The sequence below is a fragment of the Microlunatus parietis genome (assembly GCF_013407955.1).
GTDB lineage: Bacteria > Actinomycetota > Actinomycetes > Propionibacteriales > Propionibacteriaceae > Microlunatus > Microlunatus parietis.
Genome location: NZ_JACCBU010000001.1, coordinates 1,097,989 through 1,113,711, shown reverse-complemented (window position 1 = coordinate 1,113,711; position 15,723 = coordinate 1,097,989). Strand labels below are relative to the sequence as shown.

Here is a 15,723-nt window from a genome sequence, read left to right as displayed (position 1 = left end):
GGGGCAGACTGGCCCCATGCCTCGTTCAATCTGGAAGGGCGCGATCTCCTTCGGCCTGGTCACCATCCCGATCAAGCTGTATTCGGCGACCGAGGAGAAGGACGTCAGCTTCCGTCAGGTGCACCCCGAAGACGGGGGCCGGATCAAGTATCGGCGGGTCTGCGAGAAGTGCGACCAGGAGATCCCGTTCGCCGAGATCGCCAAGGGGTACGAGACGGCGGACGGCCGGATGGTGATCCTGGAGAAGGAGGACTTCGACGCGCTGCCGCTGACCACGACCAAGTCGGTCGAGGTGGTCCAGTTCGTGGCGGAGGACGAGGTCGACCCCACCTACTTCGCGAAGACGTACTTCCTGGAGGCCGACGGGCCCGGCGTGAAGCCGTACGTGCTGCTCCGGGACGCCCTGATCCAGAGCGGGCAGAGCGCCGTGGTCAAGGTCGCGCTGCGGTCCCGGGAGGCGATCGCGCTGATCCGGCCCAAGGACGGCGTGCTGCTGATGCACACGATGCTCTGGCCGGACGAGCTGCGCGACGGCGCGTTCGCGGCCCCGCCGGCCGAGGTGACCGTCTCCGAGGCCGAGGTGGACATGGCGCGCTCGTTCATCGACGCGCTTTCCGGCGAGTTCGACCCGTCCCAGTTCACGGATGCGTACCGGGAGGCGATCGAAGAGCTGGTCAAATCCAAGCTGGACGGGGTCGAGCTGCCGGTCGAGGCCGAGGCGCCGGAGGAGGCCGAGGTGGTCGACCTGGTGGCAGCGCTGCGGGCGTCGGTCGAGGCGGCCAAGAAGCGGCGTGAGGGCGCGGAGGAGAAGAAGGCGATGTGAGTCGGGGAAAATGATTCCCCGCGACAAGCCTCGAACGCGGTCCTTGGAGTAGCCTCGCGGCCGTGGACGCCGTAACTTTTGTGCCCGATCCGGCCAACGAGCCGGTCCGCAGCTACGCCCCGGGAAGCCCCGAGCGGGAGTCGCTCGTGGCCCGCCTGACCGAACTGGCCGACGCCGGGCCGGTCGACCTGCCGGCCGTCATCGGCGGCCAGTCGCGGGCTCCCGGCGGAGCCCCGTTCGAGGTCCGGATGCCCTCCGACCACGGCCACCTGCTGGGCCGCTCGGCGGCCGCGAGCCAGGCCGACGCCACCGCCGCGATCGAGGCGGCGCAGCGGGCCCGGCACGACTGGGCCGCGGCGAGCTTCGACGACCGGGCCGCGGTCTTCCTGCGCGCGGCCGACCTGCTGGCCGGGCCGTGGCGGGACACCGTCAACGCGGCCACCATGCTGGGCCAGGGCAAGACCGTCCAGCAGGCCGAGATCGACGCCGCCTGCGAACTGATCGATTTCTGGCGGTTCAACGTCTCCTTCGCCCGGAAGCTGCTCGAGCAGCAGCCGAACAGCTCGCCCGGCGTCTGGAACCGGACCGACTACCGGCCGCTGGACGGATTCGTGTACGCGATCACGCCGTTCAACTTCACCGCGATCGCGGGCAACCTGCCCACCGCGCCCGCGCTGCTCGGCAACACCGTGCTGTGGAAGCCGAGCCCGACCCAGCAGTTCGCGGCCCACTTCACGATGGAACTGCTGAAGGCGGCCGGCCTGCCGGCGGGCGTGATCAACCTGCTGCCCGGTGACGGGATCGACGTGTCCGCGGTGGCGCTGCACCACCCGGACCTGGCCGGGATCCACTTCACCGGCTCGACGGCGACCTTCCAGAAACTGTGGGGGACCGTCGGCGCCAACCTGCCCCGTTACCGGGCCTACCCGCGGATCGTCGGCGAGACCGGCGGCAAGGACTTCATCGTCGCGCACGCCAGCGCCGACCCGGACGTGCTGCGCACAGCGCTGATCCGGGGCGCGTTCGAGTACTCGGGGCAGAAGTGCTCCGCCGCGTCGCGCGCCTACGTGGCCCGCAGCGTCTGGGACAAGATCAAGTCGGACCTGATCGAGCAGACCGAGGCGCTGCCGGTCGGCGACGTTCGTGATCTTGGAAACTTCACCTCGGCGGTGATCGACCAGCGCTCGTACGCCAAGCAGGTGGCCGCGATCGACCGCGCCCGCGGCGACGCCGACACCGAGATCCTGGCCGGCGGCCGCACCGACGACTCGACCGGCTGGTACGTCCGGCCCACCTTGATCGCCTCGACCGACCCGCGCAACGAGATCTTCACCACCGAGTACTTCGGCCCGATCCTCGGCATCCACGTGTACGACGACCACGCCTACTCCGCGACCCTCGCCGAGGTGGACCAGGCGGCACCGTACGGGCTGACGGGTGCGGTGATCGCGGACGATCGGGCCGCGGTCGCCGAGGCCGCCCGGGCACTGCGGTTCTCGGCCGGCAACTTCTACGTCAACGACAAGCCGACCGGCGCGGTCGTCGGCCAGCAGCCGTTCGGCGGCTCCCGGCGCTCCGGCACCAACGACAAGGCCGGCTCGCCGTGGAACCTGATCCGTTGGGTCAGCCCGAGGTCGATCAAGGAGACCCTGGTCCCGCCGACCAGCCACGGCTACCCGCACCAGGGCTGACCCGCCACCGAACGACCGCTCGGCACCTTCGGGGCGAGGCTAGACCCCGTCGTAGTAGGCCTCGACGGCGTCCGCGTCGATGCTCGGATCGTGCGGCAGGCCGAGCCGTTCGTACTTGGACCGGCGCGCGCGCATGTCGCTGAGCAGGATGGCCCGGGCGTGGGTGGCGACCTCGTGGGCCACCTCCTTGGGCACCACGACGACCCCGTCGTCATCGGCGCCGACGATGTCGCCCGGGTTCACCTGGGCACCGCCGCAGGCGATCGTGGTCTGGGTCTCGATCGCCTCGATCCGGCCCGGGATGATCGTCCGGCCCCGGTGGCGGGAGACGATCGGCGTGCGTTGGGTGGCGAGCTCGGCGGTGTCGCGGCAGTAGCCGTCGGTGACGATGCCGACGGCGCCGCCGAGGATGGCGCCCATCGAGTTTTCCGAGCCCCAGTAGCCGGTTTCGGGGCCGCCGCCGGAGTCCATCACGACCACGTGGCCGGGCGCGAGGTCGGTGGGCAGCTTGGCCTGCGGATACTTGGCGAACCAGCGGCCGTGCGCGGCAACGATGTCCTCGGTGGTGTCCAGCTTCCACATCGGCTTGTTCGACGGTACGGCGCGGATCGTCGCCGCCTCGCCGAAGAACCGCATCCCGGACCAGATCGGGCGCAGCTCGGGCGAGACCAGGCCGATGTTGAAGTAGCCGATGCCGTCCAGCGCGTCGACGACATCGACCACCCGCAGATAGCGGTACAGGGTGCCGAGCCGATCCGGGTCGGCCTTGGTCGGATAGGTCGCGGTCGAGTCGGCCCTCGTCGAGTCAGTACGTGTGGTCATGATCAGTGGATCTCCTTCGGGGGTTGGGTTTCCTCGGCTGGGGGGATGATCGGGCAGGCCGTACCACCGGCGGGCGGTGCCGCCGCTGATCTCGGCCAGACCGGGGGCGTCGCAGACGGCGGCGGCGACGGCGCCCACGTCGTGCCAGGCCCGGGCGTACGGGGCTCGCAGCTCGACCACGGGCCAGTTCGAAGCGAGCATGCACCGCTCCGGACCGAACCGCCGGATCGCCCACTCGACGTAGCGGGGCAGTGCGTCGGCCTGCCAGGATTCCCAGGCGGACAGGACATCCAGGCCGATCGACAGCTTGATCGCGACGGACGGAAGGTCGGCGAGCCGGGCCACCTGATCGGCCCAGGGCTGCCAGCCGGCGGTCTCGATCGGCGGCCGGGCGAGATGATCGAGAACGATCTTGAGCTCGGGTACGGCCACGGCGAGGTCGATCACCGCCGCCGCCTGCTCGGCCGTCACCGGCACCACGTCCCAGGCGAGGCCGCGGCCGGCCAGCTCGGCGAACAGCGCCCGGACCTCGGGATCGCGGGTCCACGCGATCGGCGCGGCGCCGATCAGGCAGCGCACCCCGGACAGGGTGGGGACGGCCATCCGGTCCAACTCACGCCGCGCGGCGGCGGGATCGGCCAACGGCAGCCAGCCGACCACGCCGACGACCGGCGGCTGCTCGGCGAAGACGGCGAGCCGGTCGTTCTCCGCCGGGCCGTCCACCGACTCGACCAGGACGGTGCCGGTCACCGGCGTGCCGGCGGCCGCGGTGATCAGGTCGTTGGGCAGGTAGTCCCGGGCGATCCGGTGATGATCGTCCCGCCGCCAGGGCTGTTCAGCCTCGCCCAGCCGCCAGAAGTGCTGATGCGCGTCGATGATCATGGTCAGCGGCCCTCCCAGACCGGGGTGCGGTGGTCGAGGAAGGCGCGGACGCCCTCGGCGAAATCCCGGCTGCCGTAACAGGCCCGGATCAGGTCCTCGTCGTCAACCGGCATCGGGTTCGCGGACGCAGCCGCGGCCAGCCGGCGATCCAGGGTCTTGATCGCGGCGAGGCTCAGCGGTGCGCTCGCCGCGACCCGCTCCGCCAGCCGGTCGATCCCGGCGTCGAAGTCGGCCGCCGGCAGCACCTGGTGCACCAGGCCCAGCTGGTGGGCGCGGTCGGCGGTGATCAGGTCGGCCGTGATCAACAGGGCCAGCGCCGGACCGGCGCCGAGCCGCTCCCGCAGCCGGGCCAGCACGGCGGCCGGCACACAGTTGCCCAGCGTCCGGGCGATCGGCACCCCGAACCGGGACCGGTCGCTGGCGATGATCAGATCGGCCGAGGCCGCGATCGCCAGCCCGCCGCCGACCGCCGGCCCGTCGACCGCGGCGATCACCGGCACGTCGATCGCGGCCAGCCGCCGCAGCACGTCGCCGGTCCGGCGCTCGTACCCGACGCCGTCGTCGGCGCCGGTGAAACCGGTGAACTCGCCGATGTCGGTGCCCGCCGCGAACGCGCCGTCGACCCCTCTGATGATCACCACCCGGAGCTCGGCCGAGCCGGCCACCTCGGCGCAGCAGGCCGCCAACTCGTCGTACATCGCCAGGGTGAGGGCATTCCGCCGGCCCGGGTGGCTGAGCCGGATCGTGCCCACCGGACCGGATCGCTCCAGCCAGACTCGCCCCTTCATCCGGCCCGCTCCGAGTCGGCCGGCGACTCGTCCAGCAGTTCGGCGTTGTGCTCGCCCAGCAACGGTGGCGGGCGCCAGACCCCGGCCGGGGTGCGGGCCAGCTTCAGCGGTGTCCCGAGCACCCGGATCGGGCCCTCGACCGGATGGTCCACCGTGCTGATCATGCCGCGTGCCCGGACATGTTGATCATGGTCGAGCACATCGGAGTAGTTCCGGATCGGGCCGGCCGGGACCCCGGCCGCGAGCAGGGCATCGACCCAGACCTCGGTGGACCGGGTCCGGAACCGTTCGGCCAGGATCTCGATCAGCTCGGCCCGGTGGGTCATCCGCCGGGTGTTGTCGGAGAACCGCGGATCGGTGATCAGATCGGTCCGGTCGATGACCCGGCAGAGCCCGGCCCAGAGCTTCTCGTTGTTGGCCCCGATCGTGACGTACCCGTCCGAGGTCGGCAGCGCCTGATAGGGCGCCGACATCCGATTCGCCGAGCCGAGGGCGGCCGGCGCCTCACCGGTGGCCCAGAACTCGGTCGACTCCCAGACCGACATGGCGAGCGCGGCCTCGTACAGCGAGGTCTCCAGATATTGCCCCCGGCCGGTCCGGTGCCGGTCGTTGACGGCGGCGAGCACGCCGACCGCCGCGAACAGACCGGCACCCAGGTCGGCGATCGGCAGGCCGCTCTTCACCGGTTCGCCGCCCGGCTCGCCGGTGATGCTCATCACGCCGGTCATCGCCTGAACGATCAGGTCGTAGCCGGGCCGGCTCGCGTACGGCCCGGTCTGGCCGAAGCCCGAGATGCTGGCGTAGATCAACTCAGGGTGATCACGGCTGAGCTCGGGATAGTCGATCCCCAGCCGCTTCGTGACCCCCGGCCGGAAGTTCTCGATCACGATGTCGGCGGTCGCGGCGAGCCGGCGGAACCGGCTCAGGCCGCCGGCCGACTTCAGGTCGAGGGTCACGCTGCGCTTGTTGCGGTTCAGGGCGAGGAAGGCCCGGCTGTCGGTGCCCTTGACCGCGACCCCCCAGGAGCGGCGGGTCTGATCACCGCCGTTCGGGCTCTCGACCTTGATCACGTCCGCGCCGAGGTCGGCCAGGATCATCGTGCAGTACGGGCCGGACATCACCTGGGTCAGGTCGAGCACCCGCAGCCCGGCGAGTGCACCGGACGGCTCGGCCGACGTCGGGTCGTCCATGATCATGATCTCCTAGGTCGCGTGACGCTGATCAGCCGAGGGTGGCGTTGGTCTCGGTGAAGAAGGCGTCCACCGCCTGCTGAATGGTCAGCCGGCCGAACGCGATCTCGTCCCAGTTCCGCTCGAACGACTGCTGGAAGGTGGCGTTGTAGCCGGGCGGATAGACGATGTACGGCGGTTCGTCGGCGACGATCTGCTGATACAGCTCGAGTTCATGCTTCTTCAGCTCCGGCAGTTCGGGGTCGTTCAGCTGCGCCTCGAGCACCTGCTGGTTGGTCGCGGCGCCGTTGTCGGAGGCGAACGACTTGCCGGCCTCGGCATCGTTGGTGAAGAAATCGATGAAGGCCGCGGCCGTGGGCACGTTGGCGCAGTTCGCCGCGATCCCGAACCCGGATGGGATCACCGCGTTGCCCATCCCGGCGGACCCGTCGGGATAGCGGTACGTCATCAGCTCACCGGCGTCGTGTCCGGTCAACGTCTGCTGGGCGTTGAACAGCGCATTGCCCGGGATACCGTTGATCATCAACTTCCCGGTCGCGACGTAGCCCTGGTCCGAGCCGACCGGCTCCTCGGCGGCGACCTGCGGGGGAATGGTGACGCCCTCGTCGAGCAGTTGCTTCCACATCGTCCAGTACTCGGTCAGCTGCTCCTTGGTGATGCCGATCTTGCCCTCGGCGTTGAACAGCTCGAGGCCCTGGCCGAGAGTCCAGGCGTTGAAGGCGTTGATCGTGCCACCCAGGTCCCCCAGGACGTACGTGTCCTGGTCGACGGCAGCCTTGGCCAAGCGGGCGTAGTCGAGGAACTCGGGCCAGGTGTAGCGCTCGGGCAGCGGATCGAGGCCGGCCCGCTCGGCGATCGTGGTGTTGATGGCGATCGCGTCGTAGGCGGCGCCGTACGGGATGAAGTAGAGCTTGCCGTCGGTGCCCTTGCCGGCCTCGAGGACGGCGGGCGGGATCTCGCTGGTGTCGATGGTGCCGGCGGCGACCATCTCGTCCAGCGGCAGCAGCACCTTGCGTTTGGTGTAGTCGTTCAACTGCCGTCCCTGCATCTGCACCGCGCAGGGCAGGGAGCCGCTGCTGGCCTGGACGTTGAGCCGGTCGAAGTAGTTGCCGTAGTCGGCCGACTGCCGTTCGGTGCTGACGCCGGCGTGCTGCGCCTCGAACAGGTCGATCACGGCGTTGGTCTTCTTGTTCCGGGAATCGCCGCCCCACCAGGCGACGGTGAGGTTGCCGGCGATCTCTCCCTTGCCGTCGGAGGTCGCGGGCGGCTGGTCGCCGCCGACCCTGTCGCCGATGCCGCACCCGGTCGCGCCGAGTGTGATCAACAACGTGCCGGCCAGCCATCGGCGCCATCTCGGTTTCATGATCAACTCCGTCCTCGGCTCATTTGAAGCCGGTGGTCGCGATGCCTTCGACCAGCAGGCGCTGGGAGGCGATGAAGAAGCCGACGATCGGGGCGAGCGAGAGCGTCGACATGGCGAACAAGGTCCCGTACAGGCTCTGCCCGGTCTGGTCCAGGAACGAGTTCAGGCCGAGTGGTACGGTCCACATGCTCGCGTCGGGCAGATAGAGCAGCGGGCCGAGGAGTTCGTTCCAGCTGGCGATGAAGGTGAACATCGCCGTGGTGCCGATCGCCGGCAGTGCCAGCGGCAGGATGATCCGGAGGAAGATCCCGAGGTGGCCGCAGCCGTCGATCCGGGCCGACTCGTCCAGCGACCGCGGCAGGGTGCGGATGAACTGCACCATCAAGAAGATGTAGAACGCCTCGGTGCCGAGCCAGTTCGGCACCACCAGCGGCAGGTAGGTGTTGATCCAGGCCAGCTCGTTGAACAGGACATACTTCGGCACCAGGGTGACGTGCGCGGGCAGCAACATGGTGCCGATCATGATCGCGAACAACAGTCGCTTCAGCGGGAACCGGAGCCGGGCGAACGCGTAGGCGGTGAGCGAGCAGGCGAACAGATTGCCGGCGATGGACAGCACGGTGATCGCCGTGGAGTTGAAGAAGTAGATCGAGAAGTTGATCGCACCGGACGACCAGCCATCGATGTAGTTCTGCAGCGTGTAGCGCTCCGACAGCAGCCCCAGTCCGTCGAAGGTCTCGTTGCCCGGCCGGAACGACGCGGCCACCATCCAGATCAGCGGATAGAGCATGATCACCAGGGCACAGATGATCAGACAGTGCCGGACGACGGCGGCGACCAGGCGGCTCTTCGGGGCCGGGCGCACCATCAGTCGCCCGATCCGGCCGCCGGCCGGGGGCGCGGCCCGGGTGAGCACGGCCATCAGGACTCCTCCCCGTAGAACACCCACCGGCGGGAGGTGAGGAACAGGATTCCGGTGATCACGGCCAGCACGGCCAGCAGTACCCAGGCCATCGCGGACGCGTAGCCCATCTGTAGCTGCCGGAAGCCCTTCTCATACAGATAGAGCGTGTAGAACAGGGTGGAATCGACCGGTCCGCCCCCGCCGCCGCTGATCACGAAGGCGCCGGTGAAGGACTGGAACGCGTTGATCGTGCCCATCAACAGGTTGAAGAAGATCAAGGGCGTCATCAGGGGCACGGTGACGGAGAAGAATCGCCGCACCCGGCCGGCGCCGTCGACCTCGGCCGCCTCCAGCAGTTCGCCGGGGATCTGGCGCAGCCCGGCCAGATAGATGATCATGGTCGAGCCGAACGCCCACAGGCTGAGGGTGATGATCGTGCCCAGCGCCCGGCCGGGATCGCCGACCCAGCTGCCGACATCGCGGATCCCGATCGCCGCCAGCGCACTGTTGACCAGGCCGGCCTCGCCGAACACCTGCCGCCACACGGCGGCGACGGCGACGCTGGCGCCCATCAGCGACGGCAGGTAGAACAGCGACCGGTAGCCGCTGCTGAACCGCATCCGCCGGTTCAGCAGCAGCGCCAGGAGCATCGAGAAGATCTGCAGCAGCGGGACGAAGATCACCACGTACGTCAACGTGACCCGGACCGAGTTCCAGTAGCGCGGGTCGGCTGCCATCGCCTGGAAGTTGTCCACCCCGGTCCAGCTCGGCGGAGTCAGCAGGTCGTAGTCGGTGAAGGAGAGGTAGAGCGAATAGAGGATCGGGCCGCCGGTCAGCACGGTGAGCCCGACCAGCCACGGCAGCAGAAACAGGTAGCCGGCCAGGGCCTCGGTCACCGCTGGCCGGAGCCGGCGCCGCCGGGGAACCGTGGCGATCGTCGTCATGGCTCGCCGATCCGGTCGGCGTGGCGGCGAATGAGCCCCGGCAGCCGGTCGGTGATCATGGCCGCGAACGGGGCGTCCAGCCCGAGCTCCCGGGCCGCCTGGACGGCCTGGGCCGGATCCTTGGCCCACGGCCGGTGATCATCCGCCACCCCGGCGGCGTCGTAGTCGCGCGTCAACCCGTCGAAGAAGCCCCATTGGTCGGTGACCCAGGAGCGGGCGGTGCCGGTGCCGACCACACGCAGCACCGCCTCCTCGGTCAGCCCGAAGCCGCGGGCCAGTTCCATCGCCTCATACGCGCCGGCGAGGGTGGCGAAGAGCATCAACTGGTTGGCCAGCTTGGCCGCCGATCCGGCTCCCGGCGCGCCGAGGTGGACGACGTCGGATCCCAGGTCGCGGAGCAGCGGCTCGGCCCGGTCATGATCATCGGCGTCGGCCCCGACCATGATCGTCAGCGAACCTTCGGCGGCACGCTCGGCACCGCCGCTGACCGGGGCGTCGACGAAGCCGTAGCCGGCGGACCGGCAGTCGGCTCCGAGTCGTCCGGCGAGCGCCGGCGAGACCGTACTGTGCATCAGGATCAGGCCGCCGGGCCGGACCAGTCGGGCCAACCGGTCGGGCTCGGTCAGCGCGGTGACCGCCTTGTCGTCCGGCACCACCAGACAGAGGACCGGCCGCGGCGACGACTCGTCGAGCGTGGTCGCGATGCCGCCGCCGGCTGCGAAGGCCGCGCGGCGATCCGGATCGACATCGACGCCGACGACGTCGTGCCCTCGCTCGCGGAGCCGGTTCGCCATCGGCAACCCGAGGTTGCCCAGCCCAACGAGCGCGATCGCGGCGGCATCGTCCGTCATCGTGGTCCCCTCAGCCCTGAGCACTTGATCACCGAGTATGCGACACAGATGGACTATTGTCTACAAAAGTCTGAATACATCTCAGCGGGCCTGTGGCACACTGTGGCGGCAGCCACCCGCGGGCCGGAAGGAGCATCCATGACGGCGACCGGCGCGACCGGACCTACCGACGATCGGCTGAACCCGCCGAGCCTGGTCCGGCTGGCGGCCGATGCGATTCGGAAGTCGATCCTGGCGGGCGAGTTCGAGCCGGGGGAGCGGCTGCGCGAGGAACGGCTGACCGAACGGCTGGCCATCTCCCGGCCGCCCCTGCGGGAGGCGCTGCGGATCCTGGAGAACGAGGGGCTGATCACCACCCTGCCGCGGCGCGGCGCGACGGTGACGACGCTGACGGATCGCGACGTGTTCGAGATCCTCACCCTGCGCGGTGCGCTGGAGCGGATGGCCTTCGAACTCGGCATCCCGGTGGCCCGGCCGGAGCTGCTGGACCGGCCGCGGGCGGCGTTGGAGGAGATGGGGCGGTGTGCGCGGGAAGAGGACCGCGGCGCGCTCGTGCAGGCCGGCTACGCCTTCCACTCGGCCCTGGTCGGCATCGCCGATCACCGCCGGCTCTCCGCGACCTACGAGTCGGTGCATCAGCAGGTGCTGCTCTGCATGGCCCGGAACCTGATCGCCCGGGAGACCTATTACGAGGACCTGGAGCAGCACGTGGCCCGGCATCGGACCCTGTTCGAGCTGGTGGAGTCCGGCGATCGGAAGGCCGCGCTCGCCGAGCTCGCCGTCCATGGCGAAGACTCGTTCGAGAAGCTCTCCGGCCCGCGCCGCCGGACCTCCCCGCGTTCGACCCCTGCCTCCCAGTGAGGTTTCGCTAGGCCAACCAGGCTCGGAGCTTGTGCGGGTTGCGGACCGCCCAGATCCGGGTGACCCGGTCCTCGACGACCTGGAACGAGAAGACGGTCGCGACGACGCCGTCCAGTTCGGCGACCAGGCCGGGCCGGCCGTTGACGGTGCGCTCCAGGATCGTGGTGCCGTTCGCGTAGCGGACCAGGTTCCGGTAGAGGCGGGCGATCGGTACGGCACCGTGCAACGGATCGGGCAGCGCCGGTACGACTCCGCCGCCGTCGCCGGTGCTGATCGCGTCCGGGTCCAGCAGCCCGACGAGCGCGGACAGATCCTGCGCCTGCCAGGCCTGCCGGAACTTCCGGACGACCCGGGCCTGCTGCGCGGTCGGCGCGGCCGCGGACCGAGCGTCGGCGACCCGGCGCCGGGCGGTCGAGGCGAGTTGTCGGCACGCTCCTGGCGTACGGCCGGTCACCTCGGCCACATCGGCGAAGCTGAACCGGAACACGTCGTGCAGCACGAACGCGACCCGCTCCGCCGGTGACAACGCGTCCAGCACGACCAGGAACGCCATGCTGACCGACTCGTCCAGCGTGATCCGGTCGGCGGGATCGGCGGTGGCGTTCGGTCCCCGGTCGGTCCACTCGGCCGGTTCGGGCAGCGGCTCGGGCAGCCACTGGCCGACGTAGCGTTCCCGGCGGACCCGGGCGGAGCGGAGCTGGTCGAGGCAGATCCGGCTGGTCACCGTGCTCAGCCAGGCGGCCGGCTTCTCGATTCGGCCCCGTTCTGCGGCCGGAAGCGCGTACCAGCGGGCGATCGCGTCCTGCACCGCGTCCTCGGCGTCGGCCAGCGACCCGAGCAACCGGTAGGCGATGTTGATCAACTGCCGCCGCCCGCCGAGCAGGGCGTCCAACTCCGCGTCCGCAGCACCGTCGTTCACGTACCGACCTCCGTCCTCTCAACCGATCGACGAATCGCTCGGCCCGGATGTGACCGGGGCCGCTCACAGACATTTCGCTCCGGTACGTCGTCGGACCGGCAGACCGACCATCGAGCGAAGGAGAAATGATCATGACCAACCTGGAGGAACTGGCCGACCGGCTGGCGATCGAGGCGCTGCGCGTCGACTACACCGATGCTGCGACGGAACGCGATCATGACCGGCTGATCGCGCTGTTCACCGAGGACGGGGTCTACCGGATCCCGGACGGCGGCATCGAGTACCTGGGCCGGGACCAGCTCCGGGCCGGGCAGTTGCAACTGGCCGCGGTCTGGGAGTTCTTCGTCCAGGACACCCATCAGGGCCCGATCGAGCTGGCCGGCGACACCGCCACCGGCCGGGTGCCGACCTTCGAGCTCGGCCGGTTCCGGGACGGCCGCTCGATGGTCAACTACGGGACGTTCCACGACCGCTACCGGCGGACTGCGGACGGCTGGCGGTTCGCCGAGCGGGAGTACCGGATCCGCTACTTCGACCCGAGCCCGCTGGCCGGCGGGCCGCGGGTCGAGTTGCCCGAGCCGGCTCCGGAGACGGCGCCGGCCGGTTCGGATCGCTAGCGGGCTGGTGTCGGACGCGCACTGAGCCTGTCGAGGTGCCAAGCCCGATCGTGGCCTGCCCTTCGACAGCCTCAGGGGACGTGTCGGCTGCGGCGCTCCGCGCGGTCCGGGCGGCTCGGATCCAGCGGCGCAGGTCGGCCGGCTCGACGAAGTCCAGGGTGCCGGGCGGCGCGCCGAGGATCCGGTGCAAGGCCTCGACATAGGCGGCGGCCTGGGCCTCGATCGCGCGCGCCGAGCCGCGGCCGTCGGCGATGTCGATCAACAGCCGGGCGATCCGGTCCGAGCACTCCTGGAGCAGCGAGATCACCACCCGGGCGGTCGGCTCAGGAGCTGTCACGGCGAAGCTCCCGTCCGCACGGCCGTCGTTGATGATCATGGACAGCAGCGGGAGCAGCCGGTCCGCCATGCCGGCCCGGGCGGTGGTCTGGACGATCGCGTTGTCCTCGCGGTACAGCCCGCGCAGCACGCTGATCAAGAAGCTGCGATCCTCGGCCTTGATCATGGCCAGGGCGCGGAGCACCGTGCGGAGCCGCTCGGCGGCCGGCTCCGCGCCGTTGGCGAGCGGGGCCAGAGCGGCCTCCCAACGGTCCAGCCGGCGGTCGAGCAGGGCAGCCAGGACGGCCCGCTTCGAGGTGAAGTAGTGGTAGAGCGCGCCCTTGGAGATCCCTGCCTCCGTCATCAGGTCGGTGATCGCCAGGCTCTCGTACCCCTTGATGATCATGAGCCGGTCGGCCACGTCCAGGATCGCGTCCCGCTTGCGCCGGAACGCCTCGTCGTCGCGGATCCGTGCCATCGCTCTCGGGTCCTTTCCAATAAACCGACCGTCGGTCTATTAATAGCAGCGGTTGCACCAGAGGGCAAGATGATCATCGATGAACGAAATGGCGTTGCCCGGCCGGTCTCTCGGCTGGCACGATCACGACGTGCCCCACACCCAGGAATCCGGCGACGACAGCGGCTTCGATCTCGGACCGGTGCCCGAGCGGCCGCCGATCGGCGACGACGTGGTCCGCCGGCTGATCGACCGCCAGTTCCCGCAGTGGTCGGACCTGCCGATTCGCCGGGTGGCCGAGGAGGGTTGGGACAACCGGACCTTCCACCTCGGCGACGACCTCTCGGTGCGGCTGCCGAGCGCGGAACCGTACGCGCTGGCCGTGGTCAAGGAGCACCACTGGCTGCCGATCCTGCGGCCCCGGCTCCCGCTGCCGATCCCGGAACCGGTTGCACTGGGCGAGCCCGACGCGGGCTATCCGCACCCCTGGTCGGTGTATCGCTGGCTGCCCGGTACGCCGGCCGAGCGCGGCCGGATCGACGACCTGACCGCGTTCGGCGCCGAGTTGGCCGGCTTCCTCGCAGCGCTGCAAGCGGTCGATCCGGCCGACGGGCCCGGCCCGGGACTGCACAACTGGTTTCGCGGCGGGCCGCTGACGACGTTCTCGGCGATGGTGGACGGCGATCTGCCCGTCCTGCCCGACGAACTCGCCGAGCCGGCCCGGGCGATCTGGAAGGCCGCGCTGGCCGCCGAGTGGGACGGCCGGCCGGTCTGGTTCCACGGCGACATCGCCGCCGGCAACCTGCTGTTGCGCGACGGTCGCCTCGGCGCGGTGATCGACTTCGGCACCTGCGGCGTCGGCGACCCGGCCTGTGACCTGGCCATCGCCTGGACCCTGCTCGACGCGTCCGGCCGGGCGGTCTTCCGGGACCGGCTCGGGGTGGATGACGCGACCTGGGAGCGCGGTCGGGGCTGGGCGCTCTGGAAGGCGCTGTCGGGGGTCGCGGGGGCCATTCGCGACAGCGACGAGGCGCCGGACAGTCGGCGGGCGCTGGACGAACTCGTCGCCGACCTCTGACTACTTTTGCCGTTACGGCAACCAGACTTGCCTGATCAGCCAGTCCGAGTGACGCTGGTCGACATGGAGACGACGAACGCGGCGGACCTGGCCGCGCACTGGGAAGCCCACTACGGAGCAACGGAACGGGTCTGGTCCGGCCGGCCCAACCAGACCCTGGTCGAGGTGGTGTCCGGGCTGACCGCCGGGCGTGCCCTCGACCTCGGCTGCGGCGAGGGCGGCGACGCGATCTGGCTGGCCGGCCAGGGCTGGCAGGTGACCGGGGTCGACGTGTCGTCGATCGCGATCGACCGGGCTCGGGCCGGCGCGACCGGAGCCGGGGTCGCCGACCGGATCGACTGGGTGGTGGCCGATCTCAGGTCCTGGACCGGCGAGGGTCCGTACGATCTCGTGACGGCATCCTTCTTCCACTCGCCGGTGGAGCCGGACCGGGCCGGGGCGCTGCGCCGCGCCGCAGCTCTGGTCGGACCGGGCGGCCGGCTGGTGATCATCTCGCACGCCGGGGCACCGTCCTGGGCCGACCACCAGGATCACGCCGACTACCGGTTCCGCAGCCCGGCCGAGGAGATCGCCGACCTCCGGCTCGAGCCCGGCAGGTGGACCGTCGAGCTCTCCGAGACCCGGCAGCGTGCGGTGACCGACCCGCAGGGCCGGCCGGCGACGCTGGACGACACCGTCGTCCTGCTCCGCCGGAACTGAGTCAGGCGGTGGCGGCCAGCCAGTCGGTGCCGACCTTCTGCTGGACGTCGAAGCCGGCCAGCACGGCGGGTGCCGCGGCTTGCTCCAGTTTCCTGCCCAGCAAGGGGATCGAGACCTTCAGCTCGCCGGTCAGCTCGATCACCGTTCCGGGACCGCCGGCGGTGAGGGCGAGCCGGCCGTTCATCTCGACCGGCTGACCCGGCACGGTGAGCGTGACCTTGGCGGTACGGGAGCCGTCCGGCCCCGCCTCGCCCCACTCGATCTGTTCCTTGACGGTCAGCGTCGGGCCGGTGAACCGGGCCGCGATCTCGGGGGCCGGCAGGGTCCGGCTGGTGTTCGTGGTCATGCCGTCCACGGAGGCCGAGTACTCCTCCGCGTGACTGGCCTGGCAGACCCGCTCGAGGTAGCGCTGATCGGTGACCATGGTGAACACGCGGTCGGGGTCGGCCGTGAATTCGACCCGGGCAGAGATCTCCATGACCGGGAGTCTTTCACGACCGGCGAGCGGTGGTCACGACA

At 70.3% G+C, this 15,723-nt stretch carries 15 protein-coding genes and 1 pseudogene; 6 read left to right on the top strand and 10 right to left on the bottom strand.

Features of this window, described 5'->3' with window-relative positions:
* Positions 1-16: 16 nt before the first annotated feature.
* Together ku and pruA are read left to right on the top strand one after the other, a co-directional pair.
* On the top strand, positions 17-823 hold the full coding sequence (gene ku, locus BKA15_RS05280; protein ID WP_179748723.1) for a non-homologous end joining protein Ku: 807 nt from the start codon (positions 17-19) through the stop codon (positions 821-823).
* A gap of 62 nt (positions 824-885) precedes the next feature.
* Complete coding sequence (pruA, locus tag BKA15_RS05275; RefSeq protein WP_179748721.1) at positions 886-2,514, top strand: L-glutamate gamma-semialdehyde dehydrogenase; 1,629 nt, start codon at positions 886-888, stop codon at positions 2,512-2,514.
* Positions 2,515-2,553: 39 nt separating this feature from the next.
* Here pruA and BKA15_RS05270 read toward each other — a convergent pair whose 3' ends face one another.
* Genes BKA15_RS05270 through BKA15_RS05240 form a run of 7 tightly spaced genes read right to left on the bottom strand, consistent with a single transcriptional unit; the run spans position 2,554 to position 10,258 of the window.
* The gene (locus BKA15_RS05270) at positions 2,554-4,218 is read right to left on the bottom strand and encodes an amidohydrolase family protein (RefSeq protein WP_179748719.1); all 1,665 of its coding nucleotides are present in this window, start codon (positions 4,216-4,218) and stop codon (positions 2,554-2,556) included.
* A gap of 2 nt (positions 4,219-4,220) precedes the next feature.
* Positions 4,221-5,006 carry an enoyl-CoA hydratase gene (locus BKA15_RS05265; protein WP_179748717.1) on the bottom strand — a complete coding sequence of 262 codons (786 nt, stop codon included), beginning with the start codon at positions 5,004-5,006 and terminating at the stop codon, positions 4,221-4,223.
* Entirely contained in the window at positions 5,003-6,202 is a 1,200-nt protein-coding gene (locus BKA15_RS05260) for a CaiB/BaiF CoA transferase family protein (protein ID WP_179748715.1), read from the bottom strand. Before BKA15_RS05260 ends, BKA15_RS05265 begins: the two co-directional genes overlap by 4 nt.
* A gap of 25 nt (positions 6,203-6,227) precedes the next feature.
* Positions 6,228-7,559, bottom strand: a complete 1,332-nt coding sequence (locus tag BKA15_RS05255; protein ID WP_179748713.1) for an ABC transporter substrate-binding protein — start codon at positions 7,557-7,559, stop codon at positions 6,228-6,230.
* 19 nt (positions 7,560-7,578) lie between these two features.
* A complete protein-coding gene (locus BKA15_RS05250) occupies positions 7,579-8,481 on the bottom strand; it encodes a carbohydrate ABC transporter permease (RefSeq protein WP_246322266.1) in 903 nt (300 codons plus the stop codon).
* A complete protein-coding gene (locus BKA15_RS05245) occupies positions 8,481-9,407 on the bottom strand; it encodes a carbohydrate ABC transporter permease (RefSeq protein ID WP_179748711.1) in 927 nt (308 codons plus the stop codon). The genes BKA15_RS05250 and BKA15_RS05245 overlap by 1 nt, the downstream gene beginning before the upstream one ends.
* Positions 9,404-10,258: an NAD(P)-dependent oxidoreductase gene (locus tag BKA15_RS05240; protein ID WP_179748709.1), complete on the bottom strand. Its 855-nt coding sequence runs from the start codon at positions 10,256-10,258 to the stop codon at positions 9,404-9,406. Before BKA15_RS05240 ends, BKA15_RS05245 begins: the two co-directional genes overlap by 4 nt.
* A 138-nt stretch (positions 10,259-10,396) precedes the next feature.
* Between BKA15_RS05240 and BKA15_RS05235 the strand changes: the two genes are divergently transcribed.
* On the top strand, positions 10,397-11,119 hold the full coding sequence (locus BKA15_RS05235; protein WP_179748707.1) for a GntR family transcriptional regulator: 723 nt from the start codon (positions 10,397-10,399) through the stop codon (positions 11,117-11,119).
* Between the two features lie 7 nt (positions 11,120-11,126).
* On the opposite strand, the gene sigJ is transcribed toward BKA15_RS05235, so the two are convergent.
* Positions 11,127-12,038, bottom strand: a complete 912-nt coding sequence (gene sigJ, locus BKA15_RS05230) for an RNA polymerase sigma factor SigJ (RefSeq protein ID WP_179748705.1) — start codon at positions 12,036-12,038, stop codon at positions 11,127-11,129.
* 131 nt (positions 12,039-12,169) lie between these two features.
* Between sigJ and BKA15_RS05225 the strand changes: the two genes are divergently transcribed.
* Positions 12,170-12,655, top strand: coding sequence for a nuclear transport factor 2 family protein (locus BKA15_RS05225; protein WP_179748703.1), 486 nt, complete (start codon positions 12,170-12,172; stop codon positions 12,653-12,655).
* Positions 12,656-13,271: 616 nt separating this feature from the next.
* On the opposite strand, the pseudogene BKA15_RS36260 reads toward BKA15_RS05225, so the two are convergent.
* Positions 13,272-13,448 (bottom strand): annotated as a pseudogene (locus tag BKA15_RS36260) (helix-turn-helix domain-containing protein); the annotation flags it as partial.
* A 79-nt stretch (positions 13,449-13,527) separates the two neighbouring features.
* Between BKA15_RS36260 and BKA15_RS05220 the strand changes: the two are divergent.
* Positions 13,528-14,505, top strand: a complete 978-nt coding sequence (locus tag BKA15_RS05220) for an aminoglycoside phosphotransferase family protein (RefSeq protein ID WP_246322265.1) — start codon at positions 13,528-13,530, stop codon at positions 14,503-14,505.
* Between the two features lie 63 nt (positions 14,506-14,568).
* Positions 14,569-15,204 (top strand): class I SAM-dependent methyltransferase, encoded by a 636-nt coding sequence (locus tag BKA15_RS05215; RefSeq protein WP_179748701.1) that lies wholly within the window; start codon positions 14,569-14,571, stop codon positions 15,202-15,204.
* A 1-nt stretch (position 15,205) separates the two neighbouring features.
* Here BKA15_RS05215 and BKA15_RS05210 read toward each other — a convergent pair whose 3' ends face one another.
* Positions 15,206-15,682, bottom strand: coding sequence for a DUF2505 domain-containing protein (locus BKA15_RS05210; RefSeq protein ID WP_179748699.1), 477 nt, complete (start codon positions 15,680-15,682; stop codon positions 15,206-15,208).
* Between the last annotated feature and the right edge of the window lie 41 nt (positions 15,683-15,723).